Here is a 26,609-nt window from a genome sequence, read left to right on the forward strand (position 1 = left end):
TAACTGTTCACGACACACTGCTGACACTGTCCTCTACTACGAACGATGGTAGACCGCAGCCATTGAGGAACCGAATCGACCCGGACAGCCAGGACCATTAGGCTGGGTTACGCAGTGGAGGGACACCCCACCCTCGCAATCCACGTACACCATGTCAGGAGACATCTGCCAGTGTCGATCACAGACGAGATCCACGTCCTCACGCAACCCGTCCACCCCTCGGACTGGACCGACCTGGACACCAAGGCTGTCGATACCGCCCGCGTGCTCGCCGCCGACGCGGTTCAGAAGGTCGGCAACGGCCATCCCGGAACTGCAATGAGCTTGGCGCCGTTGGCATACACCCTCTTTCAGCGCATCATGCGCCACGATCCTTCGGATGCAGAATGGGTCGGCCGTGACCGCTTCGTTCTTTCCTGTGGCCATTCGTCCTTGACGCTGTACACCCAGCTCTACCTGTCGGGCTACGGTCTCGAGCTTGCTGACCTCGAAGCTCTCCGCACATGGGGCGCACTGACCCCCGGTCACCCCGAGGTCGGCCACACCGTCGGCGTCGAGATGACCACCGGTCCGCTCGGCCAGGGCCTTGCGTCCGCAGTCGGCATGGCCATGGCTGCGCGTCGTGAGCGCGGGCTGTTCGATCCGGAGACCCCGGTCGGCTCCTCTCCCTTCGACCATCACATCTACGTGATCGCGTCCGACGGTGACATCGAGGAAGGCGTCACCTCCGAGGCGTCGTCTCTCGCCGGTGTCCAGGAACTGGGCAACCTGATCGTCTTCTACGACGACAACAAGATCTCCATCGAGCACGACACCGCCATCGCTCTCGGCGAAGATGTCGGAAAGCGCTACGAGGCATACGGCTGGCACGTTCAGCACGTCGAGGGTGGCGAGAACGTCTCCGGCATCCTCGACGCGGTTGCCGCTGCCAAGGCCGTCGTCGATCGTCCGTCCATCATCTTGCTCCGCACCATCATCGGTTTCCCGGCGCCGAAGAAGATGAACACCGGCGACGTTCACGGCTCCGCACTCGGTGCCGACGAGGTCGCCGCGGTCAAGGAAGCCCTCGGGTTCGATCCGAGCAAGTCCTTCGACGTCGACGCCGACGCTCTGGCTCACGCCCGTGAGGTCGTCTCGCGCGGAGCCGACGCACACAAGGCATGGCAGGTCGAGTTCGACGCGTGGGCCGCACGTGAGTCCGAGCGCAAGGAACTCTTCGACCGCCTGTTCGCCGGTGAGTTCCCTGCCGGCTGGGCCGACGCTCTCCCGACCTACGAGGCCGACGCCAAGGGCGTTGCGACTCGCAAGGCCTCCGGTTCGGCTCTCAACGCGCTCGGACCGATCCTGCCCGAGCTGTGGGGCGGTTCCGCCGACCTCGCCGGCAGCAACAACACCACCATCAAGGGCGCAGATTCGTTCGGCCCCTTCTCCATCTCCACGAGCGACTGGACTGCGCAGCCTTACGGCCGCACGCTTCACTTCGGTATCCGTGAGCACGCGATGGGCTCGATCCTCAATGGCATCGCGCTGCACGGCCCGACCCGCCCGTACGGCGGAACCTTCATGGTCTTCTCCGACTACATGCGTCCGGCGGTTCGCCTGGCTGCACTGATGAAGACTGCCGTCACCTACGTCTGGACCCACGACTCGATCGGTCTCGGCGAAGACGGCCCGACTCACCAGCCGGTCGAGCACCTCGCTGCTCTTCGTGCGATCCCGAACCTCGCCGTCGTCCGCCCGGGTGACGCCAACGAGACCTCGTTCGCATGGCAGGCAGCACTCGAGAACAAGACGGGCCCGACGGCTCTGGCGCTCACCCGCCAGGACATCCCGGTTCTCGAAGGCACCAAGGAGAAGGCTGCCGAAGGCGTCAAGCGCGGCGCTTACGTCCTCGTCGACGCTGCCAACGGTTCGCCCGAGGTCATCTTGCTTGCGACCGGTTCCGAACTGCATCTGGCCACCGAGGCTCGCGAGACCCTCGAAGCTCAGGGCGTCGCAACCCGCGTCGTTTCCGTGCCGTGCCTCGACTGGTTCCTCGAGCAGGATCAGGCGTACCGCGACGAGGTCATTCCGCCCGCCGTCCGCGCACGCGTGTCCGTCGAAGCCGGTATCGCAATGCCGTGGTGGCGCATCCTCGGCGACGCCGGCCAGGCCGTCTCGCTCGAGCATTACGGCGCTTCCGCCGATTACAAGACCTTGTACCGGGAGTTCGGCATCACCGCCGACGCGACTGTCGAAGCCGCGCAGCGCTCCCTCGCATCTGTGAAGGGATGATCTCGATGACACAGAACGTGAATACCGAAAAGCTCTCCGCTGCAGGCGTTTCCATCTGGCTTGACGACCTCTCGCGAGATCGCATCCAGTCCGGCAACCTGCAAAACCTCATCGACACGAAGTCGATCGTGGGTGTCACGACCAACCCGTCGATCTTCCAGGCGGCACTGTCCAAGGGCTCCGACTACGACGCTCAGGTTCGCGAGTTGGCCGAGCGCGGCGCCGATGTCGACGCCACCATCACGGCCGTCACCACCGACGACGTGCGCGCTGCGTGCGACATCCTAACCCCGCAGTTCGAGGCATCGAACGGCGTCGACGGCCGCGTGTCCATCGAGGTCGATCCTCGTCTGGCGCACGACACCGACGCGACTGTCGCGCAGGCGATCGAGCTGCACAAGATCGTCGACCGCCCGAACGTCCTCATCAAGATCCCCGCGACGCTGGCCGGTATCCCCGCCATCGCCAAGGTGATCGGTGAAGGCATCAGCGTCAACGTCACTTTGATCTTCTCGGTCGAGCGCTACGAAGCTGTCATGGGCGCGTACCTCGACGGTCTGGACACCGCCAAGGCTGCCGGCCGCGACATCTCGTCCATCGAGTCGGTCGCCTCGTTCTTCGTCTCCCGTGTGGATTCCGAGATCGACAACCGCCTCACGGCGATCGGCACGCCGGAAGCTCTCGAGCTTCGTGGCAAGGCTGCACTCGCAAACGCTCGTCTGGCGTACAACGCGTACCAGCAGATCTTCGAGGTGCAGCCGCGCTTCCAGGCTCTCCTGGCCGATGGCGCCAAGGCTCAGCGCCCGCTGTGGGCGTCGACCGGCGTGAAGAACCCGGATTACCCGGACACGCTCTACGTCACCGAGCTGGTTGCGCCCAACACGGTCAACACCATGCCGGAGAAGACGCTCGACGCTCTCGCCGACCATGGTGAGATCACGGGCGACACGATTTCGGGCACCGCTCAGGACTCGCAGGTCGTCTTCGATCAGCTCGCAGCTGTCGGCATCGATCTTGCGGACGTGTTCAAGGTCCTCGAGACCGAGGGCGTCGACAAGTTCGAGGTGTCCTGGAACGAGTTGCTCGACGCAACTGCCGAGCAGCTTCGCGCAGCAACCCAGAAGAGCTGAGCCTGTGAGCGATTCCGCGGCGGCATCAGATTGGGTGAATCCCCTTCGGGACAGCACCGACAAACGGCTTCCGCACATTGCGGGGCCCTGTGCCCTGGTGATCTTCGGCGTTACCGGCGACCTCGCCAGGCGCAAGCTCATGCCAGCCATCTACGACCTCGCCAACCGTGGACTGTTGCCGCCCGGATTCGCTCTGGTCGGGTTCGCCCGGCGTGAATGGACGGACGAGGACTTCGCGAACGTCGTCCTCGAAGCAGTCAAGGACGGTGCTCGCACCAAGTTCCGTCAGGACGTCTGGGAGAGGCTCGCCGAAGGTATCCGGTTCGTGGAGGGCAGTTTCGACGAGGCCGAGGCCTTCCAGAACCTGTCCGAGACGTTGGCCACGCTCGACAACGAACGTGGTATCGGCGGCAATCACGGGTTCTACCTTGCGATTCCGCCCAACGCGTTTCCTCAGGTGCTCGAGCAACTGTCGGCGTCGGGCCTCGCGCAGGCCGAGGACGGTCAGTGGCGACGAGTTGTCATCGAGAAGCCGTTCGGTCACGACCTCGAGAGCGCTCGCGAACTGAACGCCGTCGTCAACAAGGTGTTCCCCGAGGACACGGTCTTCCGTATCGACCACTACCTCGGCAAGGAAACGGTCCAGAACATCCTGGCTCTGCGCTTCGCGAACCAGTTGTTCGATCCGATCTGGAACGCGCACTACGTCGACCACGTCCAGATCACGATGGCCGAGGACATCGGCCTCGGCGGCCGTGCCGGGTACTACGACGGCATCGGCGCGGCCCGTGACGTGATCCAGAACCACCTGCTCCAATTGCTCGCGTTCACGGCGATGGAAGAACCCATCAGCTTCGAACCGCTCAATCTGCAGGCGGAGAAGATCAAGGTTCTTTCGGCAACGCGTCTGGCCGAACCACTCGACGAGACCACTGCCCGCGGACAATACGAAGGTGGTTGGCAGGGCGGGTTGCCGGTAGTCGGACTCCTCGAAGAAGAGGGCTTCGCAGCGGACTCCACAACGGAGACCTTTGCCGCCATCACCCTCGAGGTCGACACCCGTCGCTGGGCGGGCGTGCCGTTCTACCTGCGCACGGGCAAGCGTCTCGGCCGCCGCGTCACCGAGATCGCGGTGGTCTTCAAGCGCGCACCACACCTGCCGTTCGACAAGACCATGACCGAAGATCTCGGCCAGAACGCACTCGTGATCCGCGTGCAGCCTGACGAGGGCGTCACCATGCGGTTCGGCTCGAAGGTTCCCGGATCGAGCATGGAAGTCCGTGACGTCAACATGGACTTCTCGTACGGTCAGGCTTTCACCGAGTCGTCACCGGAGGCGTACGAGCGACTCATCCTCGACGTGTTGCTCGGCGAGCCGTCTCTCTTCCCCGTCAATGCCGAAGTCGAATTGTCTTGGGAAATCCTCGATCCCGTCCTCGAACACTGGGCAGCCGGCGGCAAGCCGGAACCCTACGAGGCTGGAACGTGGGGACCACCGTCTGCGGACGAAATGATGCAACGCACCGGACGCGAATGGAGGCGACCCTAGTGATTCTCGATTTGCCCTCCACCACCACGGTCCAGGTCAGCAAGAAACTGGTCGAGGTACGTAAGACCGGCGGCGCTGTCACCTTGGGACGTGTGCTCACGCTTGTCGTCTGCACCAGGGACACCGGGAACGCCGAGGCCGCAATCGAGGCCGCCAACGAAGCAAGCCGCGAGCACCCCTGCCGCGTCATCGTGCTTCTGCGTGGCGACGAGCAGAGCGAGCCTCGGCTCGATGCTCAGATCCGCGTCGGTGGGGATGCCGGCGCCTCTGAGGTCGTGGTGCTGCGCCTCTACGGTCCCCTGGCGGACCACGAGAGCAGCGTCGTCATCCCGTTCCTGCTCCCCGACACACCGGTAGTCGCGTGGTGGCCCCTCGAGGCACCCGAGATTCCGGCGAAGGACCCCGTCGGAAAGCTTGCGATCCGTCGTATCACCGACGCCACCGGTGCCCCGGATCCGACTGCCACCATCAAGGGACGACTCGCGTCGTACACCGCCGGTGACACCGATCTCGCCTGGAGTCGCGTCACCTACTGGCGCGCACTGCTCGCGTCGGCTCTCGATCAGCCGCCGCACGAGAAGATCACCTCAGCGGTGGTCTCCGGTCTCAAAACCGAACCGGCACTGGATATTCTCGCCGGTTGGTTGGCTGCCAAGATCGACGGTCCGGTCATCCGACGTACGGGTGAGCTCACCGTCGAGCTGAAGCTGGAGACTCGCAGCATCTCCATCAGCCGCCCACAGGAGGGTACGACCGCAACCCTGATCCGCACCGGTCAGCCCGACTCGCTGGTCTCGCTCGGTCGTCGAGAGACGCGCGATTGCCTCGCCGAGGAATTGCGTCGGCTCGATCCGGACGAGATCTACGAAGAAGCGCTGGCTGGATTGGAGAAGGTGACCTATGAGTGATGTTGTCGTAGAGAAGTTTTCCGACGCCGGCCAACTGGTCGATGCCGCTGCCGCACGCCTGGTCACGACGATCGTTGATGCCCAGAGGGCTCGCGGGTTCGCATCCATCGTTCTGACGGGTGGCGGAACCGGGATCGCACTTCTCGAGAAGTTGCGTGACGCTCCCGGCGACATCGACTGGTCGCAGATCGATCTGTACTGGGGCGACGAGCGGTTCCTGCCGTCCGGCGATCCCGAGCGGAACGAAGTCCAGGCTCGTGAGGCGCTTCTCGATCACGTGCCGGTCGATCCCGACAGGGTGCATGCGATGGCCGCCTCCGACGGTATCTACGACGGTGATCCGCACGGGGCGGCGACGGCGTACGAACAACTGCTGGGCGCTCAGGCACACGGCAATCAGGTTCCGACGTTCGACGTGCACCTGCTCGGTATGGGTGGAGAAGGACACGTCAACTCGTTGTTCCCGCATACCGACGCCGTCCGCGAAGAAGCTCGTTTCGTTGTCGCGGTGACGGACTCCCCCAAGCCGCCACCGGTACGGATCACCCTGACGCTGCCTGCTGTTCGGCGTGCCAAAGAGGTCTGGCTGCTCGTCTCGGGTGCTGCAAAGGCCGAGGCCGTTGCCGAAGCCGTCGGAGGTGCTTCGTCCGAGGACTGGCCGTCCGCCGGCGCCACCGGTTTGGTGGCGACGCGTTGGTTCCTCGATACCGACGCTGCCTCGCAGCTCTGATCTGATTTCACGGATCTGATTTCACACCGGGCCGGGAATCGTCTTCAGGCGATTCCCGGCCCGGTGGTACATCGAGGACATTTTCACAGTGGCGAGTCATGACTACCCGCTGAGTCCGGATCCGATGCGAATTTCCTTTTGACGGAACGGAACTCAATCCCGAGATCCCTTGTCTCCAACGGGCACTCTGCCCTGCACAACGATTCATCTCTCCCCCTGTCTCGTTCTTTCGAGCGATTACTACCTTGGACGCCGCGAAGTAGGGTTCGGTTCCGCAGATCGCTTTCACTCTTGAACGAATCAATCCAGGCGAGAACAATCGAACAATGTCGTGGACACCGAATCCGGATGCACTTCGCGGGCGAGTGGCTGTTGTTGCCGGGGCGACGAGGGGCGCCGGACGCGGAATCGCCGCAGCCCTGGGTGAGGCCGGTGCAACCGTCATCTGCACTGGCCGGAGCACATCTGCCGGAATACTTCAGTCGGACTATCCGCGCGGCGAAACCATCGAGGAGACGGCAGAGCTTGTCACCGAACTGGGCGGCGTCGGCGTGCCGATTGCCGTCGATCATCTCAAGAGCAAACAAGTGGCTGATCTCGCCGAACGCTTGCGCGCCGACTATCAACATATCGACATCTTGGTCAATGACATCTGGGGCGCGGAACTACTCAAGGGTGGGCCGGCGGAGTGGAACACGCCGGTATGGGAACACGATCTGGACAAGGGCTTTCACATTCTGCGCCTGGCGATCGACACCCACATCACCACGTCGCACCACCTCCTGCCGCTGATGATCGATCGGCCAGGCGGACTGGTCGCCGAAATAACCGACGGCACTACCGAATACAACGCATCGAACTATCGCATCTCGGTGTTCTACGACCTGGCGAAGGTGTCCGTGAACAGGCTTGCATTTTCGCAAGGCCACGAACTTGCCCCGTTCGGCTGTACTGCCGTCGCCATCACTCCGGGGTTCCTGCGATCGGAGATGATGCTCGACAATTTTGGTGTCGGCGAATCGAATTGGCGTGACGCTTTGTCGCCGGAGCGGGATGGGCCGACTGCACCTCCGGATTTTGCCCGCTCCGAGTCACCAAGATTCACAGGACGTGCGATCGCCGCCCTCGCCGCCGATTCGAATCGGAAGCGATGGAATCAGCGATCGGTCAGTTCAGGCGAACTCGGAACGGAATACGGGTTCACCGACACCGACGGCAACCGCCCCGATTTTTGGCATTACCAACGCTGAGCGTGACTAGTCAACGGTCTTCCGACGAGCCGTCTACCTCGCGGTAAGACCACCCCCGCAGAAAGCGCCTTGCGTTGGTCAGGTAGGCGCGCAGATGCGTGAGCATGCCGGCGAACTCCCAAGGTTCCAGATTTTTCATACCTAATGGTCTCATTTGTCCCCCAAGTCGCCGCCAGTGGGAGTCGGAGCGCGATTAGGATCTGTTCATGGCCGAATTCGCGACGATCGACGAATACATCGCGTCGTTTCCCACCAGCGTGCAGCGAGCCCTCGGGAGCATCCGCGAGACGATCCACAGCACTGTTCCCGGCCTCGATGAGACCATCAGCTATCGGATGCCGACCATGACGGTGAATGGGAAGAACCTGGTTCACTTCGCAGGCTGGAAACACCACATCTCGATGTACCCACTCCCCGCAGGTGACGCAGAGTTCGAGAAGTCCGTCGACCCGTACCGGGCTGCGAAATCAACCGTGAGGTTCCCGCTGAACAAACCGATCCGCCTCGATCTCGTGGCTCGAATCGTCGAATTGCTCGCGCAGCGCCACTAACCTCAGTTCCCGTCGGAGCCTTGTGAGAGCGTATGGCCGTGCAGAGACAACCCATCCGACGCATCAAGGCCGGGACATCGTCGGGCGCTGACGTAGGCAGCTGGCCGATGACGGTGCCCGCGGTTGCGCAGATCGTTCGGGACGGTCTTGAACTTCCACCGGGTGTCACCATTCTGGTCGGCGAAAACGGAGCGGGGAAGTCGACCGTCATCGAAATTCTTGCCGCCGTTCTCGGTCTCAATGCCGAAGGCGGGTCTACCAATACGCGACATCAGACCAGATCGAGTGAACCGAGCGGCCTCGACCTTGTGGTCGAGCGGAGCCCCGGCGCGTCGAAGTGGGCGTACTACCTCCGAGACGAAACCTTGCACGGGTTGTACACGTATTTGGAGGAGAACCCCAACCCCAGGCGACCTGAACCGCTTTACCATCACCTTTCCCACGGTGAGGCGCTGCTCGAGATCTTGTCGTCGAGGACCTCCGACGGCGGCTTCTATCTCATCGACGAACCCGATGCCGCACTCTCTTTCCAAGGGACCTTGACGCTGGTCGCGCTGCTCGGTGAGCTGGTGGAATCCGGCGCGCAGGCGGTGATCGCGACGCACTCGCCGATCATCGCGGCACTGCCGAACGCCAATCTGCTCGAGATCGGCGAATGGGGAATCCGAGCCGCGAGCTGGGAGGACCTCGATCTGGTCTCGAACTGGCAGCGGTTCCTTCACGACCCGCAGACGTACCTGCGCCACCTGATCTAACCTGGAACTCCACCCCAGGAGGCCTCCATGGCATACGACAAGGCGCTGGCTGAGCGTATCCGCGATGCGCTCTCGGGCGAGAGCGACGTCGAAGAAGTAAAGATGTTCGGTGGGCTGAGCTTCATGGTGAACGGGAAGCTGGCCGCCAGTGCGAACTCACACGGCAACATCATGGTTCGGTGTGACCCCGATCGAGTTGACGAACTCCTGACGCACAAGGGTGCAAGTTGGCCCGAGATGCGGGGTAAGCCGATGAGCAAGGGATGGATCGTCGTCGACCGAACCGGGACGAGTTCGAACGTCGAGTTCAATGCGTGGATCAAGGAAGCTCTGGACTTCGTGCACTGACTGGTACTGCCGGTTCGATCAATTTCGCTCGATTCGGCAAAAAGTGAAGTGGGCGGCCCTAGACTCCGAAAAAGCATTGGATTGGGCGCCACGACGGCGCGGAGGAAAGGTGGTCCGTCGCGTGACGTTCACACCCAATCAGCCGGATCACCAACGCGCCTTCGGGTTTCAGCCGCCGTCGACTCGCACGATTCCCTCCCTCATGCCCGACCGTTTCGGACCTAGCCTCATCGGATCGCTGTGGGCGTGCGCCGGGATCGTCGCCGGAAGCCTCGGCCCGTGGACGTCGTCCTCCGCCCTCGACCACAGTGGTATCGACGAATGCGGAGTGATCACACTCGTCCTCGCTCTGGGCTCGGTAACCGCGCTGATCACCCTCATGGTTCGAGACGTCACGCCCGAGATGAAGAATCACTGCACGGGACCGCTGGTGGGAATCGCCGTCTTGATCGTTGCCGTCGGAAACGCCGCGTCCATTGTGCGACGTAGTACCGAGGTCGCAGGGCACACCGCCGGACCGTCCATCGGGTGGGGACTGTGGGTGGTCATCGCGTCTGCAGTGATCCTGTGCATCATGTCGTCGTCCGTCGCGCACATGATCAGGTTTCAGGCAGCAATGATCACAAGGTCTTGATCAGCCCGCCGTCGATCACGAAATCCGCGCCCGTCACGTTCCCCGCGCGATCGCTGGCGAGGAACAACACCAGGTCCGCTACCTCTTCGGGAAAGGTGAAGCGGCCCGTCTCGGCGCCGGCGGCCGCACTTTCGACGATATCGTCGGCGGCTGAACCATTCGCCTTCGCCAGCGTCGAGGCCACTCCGTGCTTGCCGAGCCACAACTCCGTCTGCACCGGACCAGGGCTGACGGTATTGACGCGGATCCCCTTCCCGCCCAGTTCTTTCGACAACGACTTCGAGAAGTTGGTCAACGCCGCTTTGGCGGCGCTGTAGTCGATCACCGTGGGGTCAGGCAAGAATGCGTTGACCGAACTGATCGTCACGATGCTCCCGCCACCTCGGCGGATCAACTCCGGCAGCGCAGCGCGAACAGTGCGTACAGCCGACAAGAACGTCAGATTGAATGACGACGCCCACTCTTCGTCCGTGATAGCCGCGAAGCCGCTCGTTCTCGGAGTGACGGCGCCGACGTTGTTGACCAAGATGTCGACGCCGCCCCTCGCTGCTGCAACCTCGAGCAGTCGGGTAGATCCTTCGACACTCGCGAGGTCGACGCCGACAAAGGTGACGGCGCCGCCGGACTGCAGCGATTCGAGTTCCGGCGAGAGCGTCCGCGAGCCCGCGACGACGTGGACTCCCTCGGCCACCAAGGCCCGAGTGATCGCCAACCCGATACCTTTTCCCGCGCCGGTAACCACGGCAGTTCGTCCGTCCAATTGCAGATCCACTGCGGTCCCCGTTCGGTCCGGTGCGCAGCGTTGGGTGTGCGTGCGACAGCTCTAGAGTCGCCGCACGCACACCCTGGTAAACCTGCAGAACCAGCCGCTGTTACCTAGCCACTGTTACGAAGCGCAGTGGCCAGGCCGTTCATCGTCAGCTGGATACCCCGACGCACCTGATCGCTCTCGTCGCCGGAACGGTACCGACGGATCAGCTCGACCTGTAGATGGTTGAGAGGTTCGAGGTACGGGAACCGGTTGTGAACCGAACGCTCGAGTCCCGAGTTGTCGGCAAAGAGGTTCTCGTTGCCTGTGATTGCCTTGTACATGCGAATTGTGCGTTCGTGCTCGTCGGTGATCATTCCGAAGACTCGATCGCGCAGTTCGGCGTCGGGCACGAGGTCCGCGTAGCGGGCCGCCAAACCGAGATCAGACTTCGACATCACCATGGCCATGTTCGAGAGCACGGTTCGGAAGAACGGCCACTTCTCGTACAGGCCCGTCAACGTGGCAAGCCGAGTGTCGTCTCCGTCTATCCATCTTTCGAACGCGGCGCCGGTTCCGTACCAACCCGGAAGCATCACGCGAGACTGACTCCACGAGAGCACCCAGGGAATGGCACGCAGATCGGAAATCGCCTTGGTCTGCTTGCGAGAGGCCGGACGAGAGCCGATATTGAGTGCTCCGATCTCGGCGACCGGTGTCGACGCTTCGAAGTACTGCACGAATCCTGGTGTGTCGTGCACCAATTCGCTGTACGCGGTGCGGGCGAGTGCCGCCAACTCGTCCAACACCGCGTAGGCCGCATCTGCGTCGCTGCCAAGACCTTCGACGTCGAGCAACGTCGACTCGATAGTCGCGGCGATGAGTGTTTCGAGGTTGCGGTGCGCCAGACGCGGTTCGGCGTACTTGGCCGCAATCACCTCACCCTGCTCGGTGATTCGCAGAGAACCAGCGACTGCGCCGGGGGGCTGCGCGAGAATCGCTTCGTAGCTCGGTCCGCCGCCACGTCCGACGGTTCCGCCGCGGCCGTGGAAGAGCCTCAACCTGATTCCGCTCTTACGCGCGGCATCGACGAGGTCGAGTTCGGCACGGTACAGCGCCCAGTTGGCGGCCAGGTACCCGCCGTCTTTGTTCGAGTCGGAGTACCCGAGCATCACTTCCTGACTGTCACCGCGAGAACGGACGATCGCACGATAGATCGGGATGTCGAGCGTCGCCAGCAATGTGTCGGCGCCGCCCTGCAGATCCTCGATCGTCTCGAACAACGGGACGATTCCGATCGGGCAGGAGGGCTCGCTACCGACGCCCGGATCGAGCACCCCAACCTCTTTGAGCAGCACCGCAGCTTCGAGCATGTCGCTGACCGAGGTACACATGCTGATGATGTAGTTGGGTACTGCGCCCGCTCCGAGAACCCGCACTGCCTTGGCGCCGGCCGCCATGATGGCCAGTTCCTTGGTGGTCAATTCGCTGAACTCGGCGTCCGGCGAAGTCAGTGGTCGCCGCGTCGTCAACTCGGCCGACAGCAGTTCGACTCGATCGGCTTCCGGCAAGGACGTGTAGTCCGGGTGAACTCCGGCCCACGCCAGAAGTTCTGCGACGACGCTTTCGTGTACCTCGGAGTTCTGCCGCATGTCCAGACCGGACAGGTGAAAGCCGAACACCTCCACCGCTTCTCGGAGCCGATCGAGTCGATCGTCGGCGATGGTCTCGTCGCCGAAACGACGCAACGAGGTGTCGATGATTCCGAGATCCCGCTGCAGCTGTGCCGGGTCGGTGTACGCCTCGAGTCCGTCGTCGGAGCCGTGGGCGGGCAACTCCCCCAGCACCGTCAGTGCGGTTGCGCTCAATCGCCCGCGGATGCCGCGAATCGCGCGACGGTACGGCTCGTCGGCCCGGAATGCAGAATCGTCGCCGGAGGTAGACGCCAGCAGATCGAGTTCGGGCGTGACGGACACCAGCCGCGCCGACATCGACAGTTCACGCTCGAGATGTTCGAGTTCCTCGAGATGATGCTCGAGAGCAGTCGCCGCAGCGCGCGACGTGGCGCGCTGGACGATTTCGCCGGTCACGTACGGATTGCCGTCCCGGTCACCGCCAATCCACGAACCCGGCCTCAGGATCGGTTCCGGCAGGAGCCCGGCGTCCGGCCAACGCGTGCGTAGAGCTTTGCGGACCTCGGCATTGATCTTCGGAATCACCTCGAACAACGCCGCGTCGTAGTAGCGCAGGCCTACCTCGATTTCATCCTGGATACGGAGGCGGCTGAGCCGGATCAGAGCCGTCTGCCACAGGGTCAAGATTTGACGGCGCAATTGCAGATCGACATCAGCGGTTTCTGCGACGCTCAGCGCCGTGCGCTCGCGGTATCGCATCAACTCGGTGATCCGACTCTGCGTCTCGAACACCGTGCGGCGTCGAGTCTCCGTCGGGTGAGCGGTGATGACGGGTGAGACCAGGGCGCCCCGCAGCGCTTCTTCGACGGTAGCCGAATCGATATCGGCTGCATCGAGTTTGGTGTACGTGGCGGCGAGAGTGCTGTCGCGGGGCGGTTCACCCGCGTTGACGTGGATGGCCCGTCGACGCTCGCGGTGGATGTCCTCGGCCAGGTTGGCGAGCAGCGCGAAGTGACTGAACGCACGAATGACGGGAATGGCGTCGTCCGTACTGATTTCGGCGAACAGCGACACCAGTTCGGCGCGGTCGATCTCCGACCGACGGACTCGGAACGACTCGACACGAGCTCGCTCGACCAGATCGAAAACATTGTCGCCGGCTTGCTCTCGCACTATTTGTCCGAGTATTCCGCCGAGAAGCCGGATGTCTTCGCGCAGCGGCTCGGTGGCCTCTCGCGGTGTTTCTCGATGCGACGCGGTTTCAGTCATCACTCAATTATCGACCGAAACAAAGAACCCCGCTCGATAGGCGGGGTTCCGTGTCTGAAATTCGTGTGTGAAAAACTACCGGCTGCAAGTCATGAGCCGAGAATCAGGCGAACTTGATCTCCAGGCCGATGCCGACGATCGAGATGAGCCAGATCAACGCGGTGAAGACCGTCAACCGGTCGAGGTTCTTCTCGACAACAGTCGATCCGGACAGGCTGGACTGAACACCGCCACCGAACAGACTCGACAAACCGCCGCCCTTACCGCGGTGCAGGAGCACCAAGGCGATGAGGAGCAAGCTGGTGATGACCAGCAGGATATCCAGGAACAGTTTCATGTCTGTCTACGTCCACCAATCCAATAGGGACAACTACAACCGATAACACCATACAGGCGCGCACAGATAGCCTGACCACATACCCGTCTCGCACATGACTTTGCACCCGGCCAGGCACGACTCTTGGTCAGTGGCATCGATCACACTGTCGAGATACCGATTCAGTAGTTTTTCAGTTGACGCGACTCTACCTCCGAAAGGCCGGCTCCATGCTTTCCGACACTGCCCTGCCCGACACTGCCCTGCCCGACATACCCTTGCCTGACACACCACGTCTGGCTTCGATTCACAACTTCCGCGACGTGGCCGGCCCCGGGTACGTCACGACCAGCGGACAGGCGATGAGCCGCGGAGTTTTCTACCGCGCAAACGTGCTGACGCCCTCGCCTGAGGATCTTGCAATCGTGGAATCGCTGGGGCTGACCGCCGTCTACGACGTGCGCTCCGAAACCGAAGCGAACGAAACTCCCGACACCGTGCCTGCGCCAGCGATGTACGCCCACATTCCCATCCTGTCCGGCAACATCCACGCCGAAGCGATGGCTCTCCGAACAGCGGACGCTGCAACAGCTTTCATGCAGAACATCAATCGCAGCTTTGTCGCAGACCCCGTCACTCGCAGCGGATTCTCGCAGTTGTTCGCCGCCCTGGCCACTACCGCCGGGCCGCAACTCTTCCACTGCACGGCAGGCAAGGACCGAACAGGCTGGGCAGCAGCACTACTGCAGACACTCGCCGGTGTACCGCGCGAAACGATCATGGCGGACTACCTGCTCACGAATACGTACTCGGCCGAGTACATCGATGCGACGGTCGCAACGATCGCCGCCGCCACAGATGCAGACAAGGGCGAGGTGATCCGGTTGCTGCTGTCCGTCGACGCAAGTTACCTGGGCGCTGCCTTCGAGCAGGTGGAGCACCACTACGGGACCGTCGAGAACTATCTGACCACCGGGTTGGACCTTGCTCCCGAACTCGTCGGCGCTTTGGAAACCAAACTCGTGAGCTGAATCCGGCGAATCAAAAAACTGCGGGCGTGTGACCTACTCGGTCACACGCCCGCAGTTCAGTGTCTTGCAGTTCAGTGTCATGCAGTGACAGTGTCCTGCAGTTTCCAGCTCACTACCCGATCACATCACGGGAGTGGACCGCCTGCAGCGATCGCAGACAGTGTCGCGAACTCGTCAGCCTTGAGCGACGCGCCGCCGACCAGAGCGCCGTCGACGTCAGTCTGGCCGACGATCTCTCCGACGTTCTTGGAGCTGACGCTGCCGCCGTACAGAACGCGAACGCCGGCTGCGACCTCGGCGTCGGCAAGTTCGGCAACTGTTGCTCGTACCGCAGCGCACACTTCCTGTGCATCGGCGGCAGAAGCGACCCGGCCGGTGCCGATGGCCCAAACAGGTTCGTACGCGATGACGATCTTGGAGATCTCCTCCGCGCTCAGGCCCGCCAACGAACCCTTGAGCTGGTCGACGTTGTAGGCAACGTGATCGCCCGCTTCGCGGATCTCGAGACCTTCACCGATGCACACGATCGGCGTGAGGCCGTTCTTGAGAGCGGCCTTGGTCTTGGCGAGGACGGTCTCGTTGGTCTCACCGTGAAGGGTGCGACGCTCCGAGTGGCCGACCACGACGAAGGTGCATCCGAGCTTGGCCAGCATGGAGCCGCTGATCTCACCCGTGAACGCACCCGAGTCCTGAGCCGAGACATCCTGCGCGCCGTACGTGAGGAGGAGCTTGTCGCCCTCGATCAGCGTCTGGACGCTACGGATGTCGGTGAACGGCGGGATGACCGTGACGTCCACTTTGTCGAAGTACTTCGCAGGCAAGGAGAAAGCGATCTTCTGCACCAGGGCGATAGCCTCGAGGTGGTTCAGATTCATCTTCCAGTTGCCGGCGATCAACGGCTTACGTGCCATGTCGGATCAGCCTTCCAGTACTGCGATGCCAGGCAGCTCTTTGCCCTCGAGGTACTCGAGGGAAGCGCCACCACCGGTGGAAATGTGCGAGAAGCCCTCGTCCGGGATACCGAGCTGACGAACGGCTGCTGCAGAGTCGCCGCCACCGACGACGCTGAAGGCGCCCTTCTCGGTTGCCTCCACGATTGCCTCGGCGACACCGCGGGTGCCTGCCTCGAACTTCGGGAACTCGAACACGCCCATCGGGCCGTTCCAGAACACCGTCTTGGCGCCGGTCAGGATCGCGGCAAAGCGCTTGACCGACTCCGGTCCGATGTCCAGTCCCATCCAGCCGTCGGGAATCTTGTCGAACGGAACGATCTTCGACTCGGCATCGGCCGAGAAGGAGTCCGCGACGACAACATCCTGAGGGATGTGGATGACGTCGGCGTACCGGTCGAGGAGACCCTTGCAGGTCTCGATCATGGACTCTTCGCACAGCGAATTGCCCACGGAGACACCCTGAGCCGCGAGGAACGTGTAGAACATTCCGCCGCCGATCACCAGAGTGTCGACCTTCGGTGCCAGTGCCTCGATGACGGCCAGCTTGTCCGAGACCTTCGAGCCACCGAGCACCACCGCGTACGGACGCGCAGCGTCCTGCGTGAGCTTGGCGAGCACCTCGACCTCGGCGCCGACCAGGTAACCGGCGTAATGCGGGAGCAGCTTCGCGACGTCGAAGACCGACGCTTGCTTACGGTGAACAACACCGAATCCGTCGGAGACGAATGCGCCGTCGTCACCGACCAGCTCGACGAGAGCCTTGGCGAGCTTGACCCGCTCGGCTTCGTCCGTGCTGGTCTCGCGAGGGTCGAAACGGATGTTCTCGAGCATCAGGACGTCACCATCGGTGAGTCCTTCGGAACGAGCCAGCGCGTCCTGTCCCACGACGTCACCGGCGAGTTGCACGTTGCGACCGAGGATTTCGGCCAACTTCGCAGCAACCGGTGCGAGGGAGAACTTGGGATCGGGCTGACCGTCGGGGCGCCCGAGGTGCGCGGTCACGATGACCTTCGCTCCACCCTCGGCAAGTGCCCGCAGGGTGGGAGCGGACGCGACGATGCGGCCCGGGTCCGTGATTTCTCCGCCATCCAACGGGACGTTGAGGTCGGAACGCACCAGTACGGTGCGCCCCTCGACCCCAGCGTCCAGCAGATCCTTCAGCGTCTGAACTGCCACTGTTATCGAAACTCCGCTCAGAGAGACTTGGCGACGAGGCCGATGAGGTCGGCGAGGCGGTTGGAGTAGCCCCACTCGTTGTCGTACCAGGAAACGATCTTGACCTGGTCGTCGATGACCTTCGTCAGACCCGAGTCGAAGATCGACGAGTGCGGGTCGGTGACGATGTCCGAGGAGACGATCGGTGCGTCGGTGTACTTCAGGATGCCCTTGAGGGGTCCTTCGGCAGCGGCCTTCATCGCGGCGTTGATCTCGTCGGCGGTAGCCGACTTCTTCAGGTTCGCGGTGAGGTCGGTGACCGAGCCCGTGGGGATCGGCACGCGCAGTGCGTAGCCGTCGAGCTTGCCGAGCAGCTGCGGGAGAACCAGGCCGATTGCCTTGGCTGCACCGGTGCCGGTGGGAACGATGTTGAGGGCAGCTGCGCGGGCGCGACGGAGGTCTGCGTGCGGAGCGTCCTGCAGGTTCTGATCCTGGGTGTACGCGTGGATCGTGGTCATCAGACCCTTGACGATGCCGAACTCGTCGTCGAGAACCTTGGCGATGGGGCCGAGGCAGTTGGTGGTGCACGACGCGTTGGAGATGATGTTCTGGCTGCCGTCGTACTTGTCGTCGTTGACGCCCATGACGATGGTGATGTCTTCACCCTTGGCCGGAGCCGAGATGATGACCTTCTTGGCGCCGGCTTCGAGGTGTCCCTTGGCCTTTGCGGCGTCGGTGAAGATGCCGGTGGACTCGACGACGACGTCGACGCCCAGCTCGCCCCAGGGAAGCTCGTTCAACGGGCCGCGGTGTGCGAGGGCCTTGATGCGCTGATCGCCGACGACGATCGTGTCGTCACCGTCGAGCGACACGTCGTACGGCAAACGGCCGAGGATGGAGTCGTACTTCAGCAGGTGAGCGAGCGTCGCGTTGTCAGTCAGGTCGTTGACTGCCACGATCTCGATATCGGTGGTTCCGAGCGCCTTCTGCGCATCCACCGCCCTGAAGAAGTTACGTCCGATACGGCCGAAACCGTTTACGCCAACCCGGACAGTCACAATTCGCTCCTTTGACCATGATTCTGGTGTGCAACTTGACCCACGCATACTCCGAATCCGTGTGTGCACGACGCGGACGTGGGGTTCATCGGTCGATGTGACTCATACCCTAATGCGCGTGGCCCGAACGTGCGCAGCCCACCCTGACGGAGGGCAGGTCACCCCTCTTCGAGTAGCTCCACATTCACTGCGGATTCGGTGTCGGGTATGCCCGTTTCCTTCGCCTTGCGATCAGCCATGGACAGCAGGCGACGGATACGTCCGGCAACGGCGTCCTTGGTCATCGGCGGGTCGGCCAACTGGCCGAGTTCTTCGAGGGACGCCTGCCGATGCTCAACGCGCAGTGCGCCCGCCGCCGCGAGGTGATCGGGCACGTCCTCGCCGAGGATCTCCAACGCACGCTCGACGCGCGCAGCAGCCGCAACGGCAGCGCGAGCAGAGCGTCGCAGGTTTGCGTCGTCGAAATTGGCGAGACGATTGGCGGTGGCGCGGACCTCGCGTCGCATCCGTCGCTCCTCCCACACCAGGCGTGTGTCCTGGGCTCCCATTCGGGTCAGGAGATCGCCGATGGCCTCACCGTCGCGGATCACCACACGATCCGTTCCGCGAACCTCACGTGCCTTCGCCGAGATCCCCAGACGCCGCGCAGCTCCGACCAGAGCAAGTGCAGCTTCCGGGCCGGGGCAGCTCACTTCGAGCGCCGACGAACGGCCGGGTTCGGTCAGGGAACCGTGCGCGAGGAACGCACCGCGCCAAGCTGCTTCGGCGTCGCCGACACTTCCGCCGACGACCTGCGCAGGCAAGCCGCGAACCGGGCGCCCGCGAAGATCGAGCAGTCCCGTCTGGCGCGCGAGGGCCTCACCCTCCTTCGCCACACGCACGATGTAGCGAGCGGATTTTCGAAGCCCGCCCGCACTGAGTACGTGAACATCGGCACTGTAGGTGAACAGGTCGAAAATCTCCCGGCGCAGACGTCGCGCCGTAGAGCCCAGATCCACCTCTGCTTCGACGACCACCCGGCCGCCGACGATGTGGAGCCCACCGGCAAAGCGCAGCAACGCGGAGACCTCTGCCTTGCGGCAGCTGACCTGAGTCACCACTAACCGGCTCAGTTCGTCCTTGACCTCCGCTGTCATTGCCACGAAGCGTTCTCCCTCTGTTCTTCGGATTGCTGTTCTTGCAGGGAAGACTGTGTCGAATCCCCTACTGCCGCACTGCTCGACAGTTCAGCCAGTACATCGGCCAGTTTTGCCGGATCGTGTACATGCGCTGCGCCCGGTGAGGTGTCCGCGACATCCGCGTACCTGACTTCGGCTGAAAATTGATCCGCCGCACGCTGCAGATGTTCACGTTCACGCCCGGCCGGTACCGACGCCGAGTCGACCACCACGTAGTCGACCCGAAAATCGGGCACGTGTTGGGAGAGTACGTGCAGGTGACGCTCTGCGGAGAATCCGGCGGTCTCCCCCGGCTCGGGTGCGAGATTGAGCACCAGCACCTTTCGAGCATTCGTCGACGACAGTGATTCGACAAGTTCGGGTACCAGTACGTGCGGGATCACGCTCGAGAACCACGATCCCGGGCCGAGAACCACGAGATCGGCACGATCGATCGCAGTCACAGCCTCGGGACACGCGGGCGGATTGGACGGGAGCAGTCTCACACGCCGAACCTTGCCCGGCGTGGTCGCGACGGCGACCTGTCCACGAATGCAGCGGCTGACGCGTGGGTCCTCTTCGAGTCCTTGAACGTCGGCTTCGATCTCGAGCGCGATCGGCGACATCGGCAGCACGCGGCCACGGATTCGCAGCAGTCGCGCCATCTCGTCGAGCGCGACGACCGGATCGCCGAGCACCTCGGTGAGTCCGGCCAGGATGAGATTGCCCACCGAGTGCCCGGCAAGTGCGCCGACACCGCCGAAGCGATGCTGAATGGTCCGAGTCCAGTCGACTATCTCGGGTTCGTCCGACGCGAGAGCCGCGAGCGCCATCCGGAGGTCACCGGGCGGGATGACGCCGAGTTCGGCGCGCAGCCGGCCCGACGAACCACCGTCGTCGGCGACCGTGACCACTGCGGTGACGTCGACCGTCAGGCGTCTGACGGCCTGGAGCGTGGCGAACAATCCGTGCCCGCCGCCGAGCGCGACGATGGCCGGCCCATCTGGCTTCTCCCGCGAGCTATGTGTCGGTTCACTCATTCGCGCCCCAGATCCCGGTGCACGATGCTGACCGAGATGTCGTCCTCGGAACCCAAACGCCTCGCGAGAGCTTCGGACATGGCCACGCTTCGGTGCTTACCGCCGGTACACCCGACCGCAATTGTCATGTAGCGCTTTCCTTCTCGCCGATATCCGGCGATCGTCAAATCGACCAGATGTCGGTAGGTGTCTAGGTAGTCTTCCGCACCCTCGCGGGACAACACGTAGTCGCGGACGTCGGCATCCTGACCGGTGTGCGGGCGAAGTTCAGGGATCCAGTGGGGATTGGGCAGGAATCGAACGTCACAGACGAGATCGGCGTCCATCGGCAGGCCGTACTTGAATCCGAACGACTGGACCGTCACCTTCATCGTGCGGTTGGCATCGTTCCCGAACGCCGTTTCGATCTTCTGACGCAACTGATGTGCCTTCAGCGCCGACGTGTCGATGACCAGATCGGCGGCCGCCTTCACCACGGCCAACTGCCGACGCTCGGCTGCGATCCCTTCGGACAACGTGCCGTCGATGCCGTCGTTCTGCAACGGATGACTGCGGCGCACCTGTTCGAACCGTCGGATCAACACGTCGTCGGATGCTTCGAGGTACAGCACCCGAGTGTGGATCGGCTCCGCCTCGAGTTCGGTGAGCACCCACCCGAGATCGCCGGTGAAGAGTCGACTCCGCACGTCGATCACGACGGCGAGACGATCGACCGGCGGATCGGAGGTCAAGCTCAGACCGACCATCCGGGAAATGAGCTCAGGTGGCAAATTGTCCGCGACATACCAGCCGAGGTCTTCGAGCACCTTGGCAGCGGTACTCAAACCAGCTCCGGACAATCCCGTCACCAGCAGGAAATCCATCGTTCGACTGTCTTTGGCGCTGTCGGTAGTCACTGTGCACTCGGCCCCGTCGTCGGCATGGACAATTCTCGCGACTCGGAGCCCTCGTCACCGCTACCGGATTCGGCGCTTGGCGCGTCAGCAGAGGTAACAGACGATTCGGATTCCTTGTCCAGCTCATCATCCCCTACCGCGGCTGGCAGCGCTCGAGCTTCAGCACCCGCATCGGCTGCAGCCGAATCCGTGCCGAGTGCGGCCAGAACTGCTGTGGCTGTGGTCTCACCGATACCGGGGACCTGCATGATCTCCTCGACCGTTGCCGTTTTCAGCTTCGCCACGGAACCGAAGTGAGCCACCAGAGCAGTACGGCGAGTTTCACCGAGCCCCTTGACCGAGTCCAGAGCCGAAGCCGTCATCCGCCTCGAGCGCTTGCTGCGATGGAACGTGATCGCGAAGCGGTGGGCTTCGTCTCGGATGCGTTGCAGGAGGTACAACGACTCGCTCGTTCGGGGAAGGATGACCGGATCTTCTTCTCCCGGTACCCATACCTCTTCGAGTCGCTTGGCCAAGCCGACTACCGCAACGTCGGTGACCCCCAGCTCGTCGAGGACCGCCGCTGCGGCCGTGACCTGGGGGGCGCCGCCGTCCACGACGAACAGATTGGGTGGATAGGCGAACCGCCGAGGCCGGCCCGTCGCCGGGTCGATCGCCGCTTCGGGAGCCAGATCCCCACCGTCCGCGTCCATGGTCGACGCCGAAGCAGCGAGAATGCCCAGGTCGCGGTTGTGTCGGAGGAACCGCCTGCGAGTGATCTCTGCGATACTCGCCACGTCGTCGGAATGACCGTCGCCGGCAGCTTCCTTGATCGCGTAATGGCGGTAGTCCGACTTACGCGGGAGCCCGTCTTCGAACACGACCAGTGACGCCACGACGTCGGTTCCCTGGACGTGACTGATGTCGATGCATTCGATTCGTAGCGGAGCCGAGTCCAGGTCCAGTGCTTCCTGGATGCCCTGAAGCGCCGCAGAACGCGAGGTGAAATCGCCGGCGCGCTTGAGCTTGTGCTGCGCCAGAGCCTCTTTCGCGTTTCGCTGGACCGTTTCGGCGAGGTCCTTCTTGTCGCCGCGTTGCGGAACCCGCAGTTGCACTTGCGATCCCCGAAGCTTGCTCAGCCACGCCTGGATCTCGGTCGCGTTGGCAGGCAGTACCGGCACGAGAACTTCCTTGGGAACGGCGCTGATCCCGGCCTCGGAGCCCGCTCCCGGGTCGAGTGCCGCCTGCTCACCGTAGAACTGGGTGAGGAACTGTTCGACCAGGATCGGCAGGTCGGACTCGGCGTCGAGTGCGGCCCAGTCGATGGCATCGCCTGCCTTCTCCACGACCCATCCACGCTGACCCCGCACGCGTCCGCCGCGCACGTGGAACACCTGAACGGCGGCTTCGAGATCATCGGTCGCAAAGGCGACGAGATCGGCGTCGGTGCCGTCACCGAGTACGACGGCCTGCTTCTCGAGCGCCTTGCGCAAAGCGCCGATATCGTCACGCAGACGGGCAGCGGTCTCGAAGTCGAGGTCCTCTGAAGCCTGCTGCATGCGCTTTTCGAGATCTTTGACCAGCTTGTCCGTGCGGCCGGCGAGGAAGTCGCAGAAATCTTCGACGATCTGACGATGCTCCTCGGCGCTGACTCGCCCGACGCAGGGCGCCGAGCACTTGTCGATGTAGCCGAGCAGACACGGCCGGCCGATCTGGTTGTGTCGTTTGAAGACTCCGGACGAGCACGTTCGTGCGGGAAACACTCGCAGCAGCAGATCGAGTGTTTCGCGGATGGCCCAGGCATGGGAGTAGGGACCGAAGTAGCGGACGCCCTTGCGCCGCGGACCGCGGTAGACAAACAGCCGCGGGAACTCTTCGTTGAGCGTCACGGCGAGAACCGGATACGTCTTGTCGTCGCGGTACCGCACGTTGAACCGCGGATCGAATTCCTTGATCCAGTTGTACTCGAGCTGAAGCGCTTCGACTTCGGTACTGACGACGGTCCACTCGACGCTGCCGGCGGTGGTCACCATCTGCCGAGTACGGGGATGAAGTGTCGTGACGTCCGCGAAGTACGAGTTCAAACGTGAACGGAGGCTTTTCGCCTTTCCGACGTAAATGACCCGACCATGCGGATCGCGAAATTTGTAGACGCCCGGCGCAGCCGGAATGGTTCCGGTAGCGGGGCGGTAAGTCGAGGGATCCGGCACGGTTTCAGGTTAGTCGCCGCCACCGACCGACTCGGAAACGCGCAGGATGCGGGCACCGAACCGGTCGGAAGACGTCAGTTGCTCTTGTGCGCGACCGGTGCGTAGCGGTCGGCCAGTTCGCGGAACTTGCCGACCGTGTCGACGGCGTACTCGCGGTCGTTGGACTGGATCGCCATCACTGCCATGTACTCGTCGTCGGGCAATTCGATGCGTGCCCAGGCGGCGCCGTCGGGGAACGAGAGTCCCTCGAACAGATCCCAGTCGACGATCTTCTCGCCCAAGATGTTTCGTACGGCGATTCCCTGCTTGCCCACCTTGACCCGGGGCCGCGTCAACATCAGTACACCGAGAGCCAGAATGGTGCCGATGCCTGCCATCGCAAGTTGGTCCGCGGCGCGGAAGTACACGCCGGTGGACCCCTGGCGGAGCAGGAGTGCAAGTGTGACGTGAACGATCACCAGGAGGACAGCAACTCCGATCGCGTATCGCGTCGACTTACGCGGTGACGCAATCAGTTCCCAGTTCTCGTTGTCGCCGGGTGTACTCATCGAAACGAATCCTCGGTCCATGGTGCTCGGAGATGGCGCAGGGTCACTGCGGTGTCCAGTGCGGCGGCGCAGGCCTGTGCGCCCTTGTCCTCGACGCTACCCGGCAGCCCCGAACGGTCAAGAGCCTGCTGCTCGGTGTCGGTGGTCAGGACACCGTTCCCCACGGGAGTGCTTTCGTCGAGCGAGACGCGTGTAAGGCCCGCGGTGACCGCGTCGCACACGTACTCGAAGTGCGGCGTGCCGCCGCGGATGACAACACCGAGTGCGACGACGGCGTCGTGCGTGCGAGCCAATGCCTGCGCAACGACCGGCAGTTCGATCGCACCGGCGACACGGACCAGTGTCACGTCCTTGATCTGTGCCTCCTGCGCGACGCGCTGCGCGCCGGCGATCAGAGCCTCGGAGATCGTCGCGTGCCACTGCCCGGCAACGATCGCCAGCTTCAGATCCTTGGCCTCGGCGATCGCGAGCTGCGGCTGACCTTCGCCGCTCACAGTGCGGTTCCCGGCTGTGCGGTGTTCTGGTTCGCCTCGTACTCGTCCAGTCCGATCAGATCGTGACCCATCCGATCTCGCTTGGTGCGCAGGTAGGTGAGGTTCTCCGCATTCGCGCGCAGCGGCATCGGAACGCGATCGGTGATCTGCAGGCCGTAGCCGTCCAGACCCACACGCTTGGCCGGGTTGTTGGTCAGCAGACGCATCGACGAGATCCCCAGATCGACGAGGATCTGCGCACCGATGCCGTAGTCGCGGGCGTCCGCCGGTAGCCCGAGTTCGAGATTGGCGTCGACTGTGTCGGAACCGGCGTCCTGGAGCTGGTAGGCCTGCAGCTTGTGCATGAGGCCGATGCCACGACCCTCGTGTCCGCGCATGTACAGGACAACGCCGCGGCCTTCCTGGGCGACCATGTCCAGTGCGGCGTCGAGCTGTGGGCCGCAATCGCACCGCAGCGAACCGAAGACGTCGCCGGTGAGGCACTCGGAGTGAACGCGGACGAGTACGTCGCTACCGTCTCCGTCGGGGCCTGCGATGTCGCCGCGCACCAGCGCAACGTGCTCGACCTCGTCGTAGATGCTGGTGTAGCCGACAGCGGTGAACTCACCGTGGCGGGTGGGGATGCGGGCCTCGGCGATGCGCAGTACGTGCTTCTCGTGCTTGCGACGCCATGCGATGAGGTCCGCGATCGAGATCAGAGCAAGGTTGTGTTCGTCGGCGAAGACTCGCAACTCGTCGGTCTGAGCCATCGCGCCTTCGTCCTTCTGGCTGACGATTTCGCAGATGACGCCGGCGGGACGCAGGTCCGCCATGCGGGCGAGGTCGACTGCAGCTTCCGTGTGGCCCGGACGACGCAGCACTCCGCCTTCCTTCGCGCGGAGCGGAACGACGTGGCCGGGACGAGTGAAATCGTTGGCACCGGATTCGGGGTTGGCGAGCAGACGCATCGTCGCAGCGCGGTCCGACGCCGAGATGCCGGTACCGATTCCCTCACGGGCGTCGACGGTCACGGTGTAGGCGGTGCCGTGCTTGTCCTGGTTGGTGGCGTACATCGGGGGCAGGCCCAGCCGATCGCAATCGTCACCGTCGAGCGGCACGCACAGGTAGCCGGAGGTGTACCTGACCATGAACGCCACCAGTTCCGGGGTGGCTTTCTCGGCGGCGAAGATGAGGTCGCCCTCGTTCTCGCGATCCTCGTCGTCCACGACGACAACAGCTTTACCTGCAGCGATATCTGCTACTGCGCGCTCGATACTGTCGAACCTGGTCACGTGCTCGCACTCCAAAGTCTTGACTTTTAACATCATCGAATACAACAAGTGCATCCGACGGATGCACTGACAACCCTACGACCAATCGGACGGGTCCGATCAGCCTGGTCCTACCGACCGGCAGAGTGAAGCCGCTCGACGTACTTGGCGATCACGTCCACCTCGAGGTTGACCGGCGTACCGACCACAGCGGTTCCGAGCGTCGTCAACTCGAGCGTTGTCGGGATCAGCGAGATCTCGAAGTACTCGAACCCGCGGTCGCCACCCAGCGCGGAGACCGTCAGCGAGACTCCGTCGACAGTGATCGAACCCTTCTCCACCACGTATCGGGAAATGGAGTCCGGCAGTGCGATCCGCACTACCTCCCAGTTCTCGGAAGGCGAGCGGGAAATGACGTGGCCAGTTCCGTCGACGTGCCCTTGAACCAGGTGGCCGCCGAGTCGACTGTTCAGCGCCGCGGCGCGCTCGAGGTTGACGCGAGAGCCGACATCCAACTTCGCCAGGCTCGAGCGGTTCAGCGTTTCCTGCATGACGTCTGCGGTGAACGAACCGTCGGCAAGCACATCGACGACCGTCAGGCACACGCCGTTGACCGCGATCGAATCGCCGTGACCGGCGTCGGAGGTGACCAGTGGCCCGCGCACCGTGAAGCGTGCAGCATCGACCAGTTCTTCCTTGGCGACAATTTCGCCGAGTTCTTCCACAATTCCTGTGAACACGC

Annotated in this window: 26 protein-coding genes; 11 read left to right on the top strand and 15 right to left on the bottom strand. The window is 63.2% G+C overall.

The annotated features are described in order from the left end of the window. The first annotated feature begins 171 nt into the window (after positions 1–171). From tkt to QMA15_RS09385, 6 genes are all read left to right on the top strand, one after another. Positions 172–2,274, top strand: a complete 2,103-nt coding sequence (tkt, locus tag QMA15_RS09360; RefSeq protein ID WP_047888340.1) for a transketolase — start codon at positions 172–174, stop codon at positions 2,272–2,274. A gap of 5 nt (positions 2,275–2,279) precedes the next feature. Beyond that, positions 2,280–3,404, top strand: a complete 1,125-nt coding sequence (gene tal / locus QMA15_RS09365; RefSeq protein ID WP_279163866.1) for a transaldolase — start codon at positions 2,280–2,282, stop codon at positions 3,402–3,404. Between the two features lie 4 nt (positions 3,405–3,408). After that, complete coding sequence (gene zwf / locus QMA15_RS09370) at positions 3,409–4,953, top strand: glucose-6-phosphate dehydrogenase (protein ID WP_020907722.1); 1,545 nt, start codon at positions 3,409–3,411, stop codon at positions 4,951–4,953. After that, positions 4,953–5,861, top strand: a complete 909-nt coding sequence (opcA, locus tag QMA15_RS09375; protein ID WP_019748400.1) for a glucose-6-phosphate dehydrogenase assembly protein OpcA — start codon at positions 4,953–4,955, stop codon at positions 5,859–5,861. Before zwf ends, opcA begins: the two co-directional genes overlap by 1 nt. Next, positions 5,854–6,591 carry a 6-phosphogluconolactonase gene (gene pgl, locus QMA15_RS09380; RefSeq protein ID WP_020907720.1) on the top strand — a complete coding sequence of 246 codons (738 nt, stop codon included), beginning with the start codon at positions 5,854–5,856 and terminating at the stop codon, positions 6,589–6,591. The genes opcA and pgl overlap by 8 nt, the downstream gene beginning before the upstream one ends. Positions 6,592–6,917: 326 nt before the next feature. Beyond that, positions 6,918–7,841 (top strand): SDR family oxidoreductase, encoded by a 924-nt coding sequence (locus tag QMA15_RS09385; RefSeq protein ID WP_042951873.1) that lies wholly within the window; start codon positions 6,918–6,920, stop codon positions 7,839–7,841. 10 nt (positions 7,842–7,851) lie between these two features. Here QMA15_RS09385 and QMA15_RS09390 read toward each other — a convergent pair whose 3' ends face one another. Next, positions 7,852–7,980: a hypothetical protein gene (locus QMA15_RS09390; protein ID WP_003944934.1), complete on the bottom strand. Its 129-nt coding sequence runs from the start codon at positions 7,978–7,980 to the stop codon at positions 7,852–7,854. Positions 7,981–8,047: 67 nt separating this feature from the next. On the opposite strand from QMA15_RS09390, the gene QMA15_RS09395 reads away from it, so the two are divergent. From QMA15_RS09395 to QMA15_RS09410, 4 genes are all read left to right on the top strand, one after another. Continuing rightward, positions 8,048–8,392, top strand: a complete 345-nt coding sequence (locus QMA15_RS09395) for a DUF1801 domain-containing protein (protein WP_042951871.1) — start codon at positions 8,048–8,050, stop codon at positions 8,390–8,392. Between the two features lie 32 nt (positions 8,393–8,424). After that, positions 8,425–9,147, top strand: coding sequence for an AAA family ATPase (locus QMA15_RS09400; RefSeq protein WP_279163865.1), 723 nt, complete (start codon positions 8,425–8,427; stop codon positions 9,145–9,147). Between the two features lie 27 nt (positions 9,148–9,174). Next, the gene (locus tag QMA15_RS09405; protein WP_019748395.1) at positions 9,175–9,495 is read left to right on the top strand and encodes a TfoX/Sxy family protein; all 321 of its coding nucleotides are present in this window, start codon (positions 9,175–9,177) and stop codon (positions 9,493–9,495) included. Positions 9,496–9,616: 121 nt separating this feature from the next. Then, positions 9,617–10,129: a hypothetical protein gene (locus QMA15_RS09410; protein WP_279163864.1), complete on the top strand. Its 513-nt coding sequence runs from the start codon at positions 9,617–9,619 to the stop codon at positions 10,127–10,129. Here the strand turns inward: QMA15_RS09410 and QMA15_RS09415 are convergent. The 3 genes from QMA15_RS09415 to secG form a co-directional block, all read right to left on the bottom strand. Further along, entirely contained in the window at positions 10,116–10,901 is a 786-nt protein-coding gene (locus tag QMA15_RS09415; RefSeq protein ID WP_021344228.1) for an oxidoreductase, read from the bottom strand. The two genes, QMA15_RS09410 and QMA15_RS09415, sit on opposite strands and share 14 nt — an antisense overlap. A gap of 104 nt (positions 10,902–11,005) precedes the next feature. Continuing rightward, positions 11,006–13,780: a phosphoenolpyruvate carboxylase gene (gene ppc / locus QMA15_RS09420; protein WP_020969589.1), complete on the bottom strand. Its 2,775-nt coding sequence runs from the start codon at positions 13,778–13,780 to the stop codon at positions 11,006–11,008. A gap of 103 nt (positions 13,781–13,883) precedes the next feature. Continuing rightward, the gene (gene secG / locus QMA15_RS09425; protein WP_003944946.1) at positions 13,884–14,117 is read right to left on the bottom strand and encodes a preprotein translocase subunit SecG; all 234 of its coding nucleotides are present in this window, start codon (positions 14,115–14,117) and stop codon (positions 13,884–13,886) included. A gap of 209 nt (positions 14,118–14,326) precedes the next feature. Between secG and QMA15_RS09430 the strand changes: the two genes are divergently transcribed. Then, the gene (locus tag QMA15_RS09430; protein ID WP_256064579.1) at positions 14,327–15,127 is read left to right on the top strand and encodes a tyrosine-protein phosphatase; all 801 of its coding nucleotides are present in this window, start codon (positions 14,327–14,329) and stop codon (positions 15,125–15,127) included. A gap of 125 nt (positions 15,128–15,252) precedes the next feature. Here the strand turns inward: QMA15_RS09430 and tpiA are convergent, their stop codons facing one another. The 11 genes from tpiA to QMA15_RS09485 form a co-directional block, all read right to left on the bottom strand. Then, complete coding sequence (gene tpiA, locus QMA15_RS09435; RefSeq protein ID WP_019748390.1) at positions 15,253–16,038, bottom strand: triose-phosphate isomerase; 786 nt, start codon at positions 16,036–16,038, stop codon at positions 15,253–15,255. A 6-nt stretch (positions 16,039–16,044) separates the two neighbouring features. After that, on the bottom strand, positions 16,045–17,256 hold the full coding sequence (locus QMA15_RS09440) for a phosphoglycerate kinase (RefSeq protein ID WP_279163863.1): 1,212 nt from the start codon (positions 17,254–17,256) through the stop codon (positions 16,045–16,047). A 17-nt stretch (positions 17,257–17,273) separates the two neighbouring features. Beyond that, positions 17,274–18,293: a type I glyceraldehyde-3-phosphate dehydrogenase gene (gap, locus tag QMA15_RS09445; protein WP_003944851.1), complete on the bottom strand. Its 1,020-nt coding sequence runs from the start codon at positions 18,291–18,293 to the stop codon at positions 17,274–17,276. A gap of 158 nt (positions 18,294–18,451) precedes the next feature. After that, positions 18,452–19,429 (bottom strand): DNA-binding protein WhiA, encoded by a 978-nt coding sequence (gene whiA / locus QMA15_RS09450; RefSeq protein ID WP_021344225.1) that lies wholly within the window; start codon positions 19,427–19,429, stop codon positions 18,452–18,454. Continuing rightward, positions 19,426–20,490, bottom strand: a complete 1,065-nt coding sequence (gene yvcK / locus QMA15_RS09455) for a uridine diphosphate-N-acetylglucosamine-binding protein YvcK (RefSeq protein ID WP_019748388.1) — start codon at positions 20,488–20,490, stop codon at positions 19,426–19,428. Before yvcK ends, whiA begins: the two co-directional genes overlap by 4 nt. Next, positions 20,487–21,386 carry an RNase adapter RapZ gene (gene rapZ / locus QMA15_RS09460; RefSeq protein WP_003944872.1) on the bottom strand — a complete coding sequence of 300 codons (900 nt, stop codon included), beginning with the start codon at positions 21,384–21,386 and terminating at the stop codon, positions 20,487–20,489. Before rapZ ends, yvcK begins: the two co-directional genes overlap by 4 nt. Then, positions 21,383–23,575 carry an excinuclease ABC subunit UvrC gene (gene uvrC, locus QMA15_RS09465; protein WP_019748387.1) on the bottom strand — a complete coding sequence of 731 codons (2,193 nt, stop codon included), beginning with the start codon at positions 23,573–23,575 and terminating at the stop codon, positions 21,383–21,385. Before uvrC ends, rapZ begins: the two co-directional genes overlap by 4 nt. A gap of 74 nt (positions 23,576–23,649) precedes the next feature. Next, positions 23,650–24,123: a PH domain-containing protein gene (locus tag QMA15_RS09470; protein ID WP_007727982.1), complete on the bottom strand. Its 474-nt coding sequence runs from the start codon at positions 24,121–24,123 to the stop codon at positions 23,650–23,652. Then, a complete protein-coding gene (ribH, locus tag QMA15_RS09475) occupies positions 24,120–24,617 on the bottom strand; it encodes a 6,7-dimethyl-8-ribityllumazine synthase (RefSeq protein WP_003944999.1) in 498 nt (165 codons plus the stop codon). Before ribH ends, QMA15_RS09470 begins: the two co-directional genes overlap by 4 nt. Then, entirely contained in the window at positions 24,614–25,888 is a 1,275-nt protein-coding gene (locus QMA15_RS09480) for a bifunctional 3,4-dihydroxy-2-butanone-4-phosphate synthase/GTP cyclohydrolase II (protein ID WP_003944833.1), read from the bottom strand. Before QMA15_RS09480 ends, ribH begins: the two co-directional genes overlap by 4 nt. Positions 25,889–25,998: 110 nt before the next feature. Beyond that, the gene (locus tag QMA15_RS09485; RefSeq protein WP_003944892.1) at positions 25,999–26,607 is read right to left on the bottom strand and encodes a riboflavin synthase; all 609 of its coding nucleotides are present in this window, start codon (positions 26,605–26,607) and stop codon (positions 25,999–26,001) included. Positions 26,608–26,609: the final 2 nt, after the last annotated feature.

Origin of the sequence: Rhodococcus sp. APC 3903, assembly GCF_030407755.1 — a bacterium.
Lineage (GTDB): Bacteria > Actinomycetota > Actinomycetes > Mycobacteriales > Mycobacteriaceae > Rhodococcus_F > Rhodococcus_F erythropolis.